The organism is Halorubrum sp. CGM5_25_10-8B (assembly GCF_005435095.1).
Classification (GTDB): domain Archaea; phylum Halobacteriota; class Halobacteria; order Halobacteriales; family Haloferacaceae; genus Halorubrum; species Halorubrum ezzemoulense.
Window position 1 is genome coordinate 1 of sequence record NZ_SGTY01000046.1, and the last position, 467, is coordinate 467.

1 pseudogene is annotated in these 467 nt (G+C 69.0%); it reads right to left on the reverse strand.

From position 1 onward, the window contains the following. A pseudogene (locus tag EXE51_RS17420) lies at positions 1–467 on the reverse strand (tyrosine--tRNA ligase); the annotation flags it as partial.

Here is a 467-nt window from a genome sequence, read left to right on the forward strand (position 1 = left end):
ACGATCGACTCGAACCGCGGGAACACGTGGTACTCGAACACCTGAAGGACGGGGTTCTCGCGCGACTCGCCGTCGTCGGTCGGCTCGGGGTCGGCCGTCGGCGGGCAGTAGGCGTTGTTCACCTTCGACTCGATCTCCTCGCGGGAGTCCTCCATCGAGATCGTGACGCCCTCGCTGGAGGACATCTTCCCGCGGCCGGTCGCGAGATCGGCGATGAGCGGCGTGTGAAGGCTCGTCGGCGGCTCGCGGTCGATGCTCGGGAGCACGTCGCGCGCGAGCATGTGGACCTTGCGCTGCTCCATCCCGCCGACCGCGAGGTCGACGCCGAGGTACGGGATGTCGAGCGCCTGCATCAGCGGGTAGACGGCCTGCGACACCTTCACCGAGTCCCCCGACGTGATCTCGGCCATCGCGCGCTCGGCGCGGGCGAGGGTGGTCTCCAGTTCGAGGGCGTGGAGGTCGAGGGT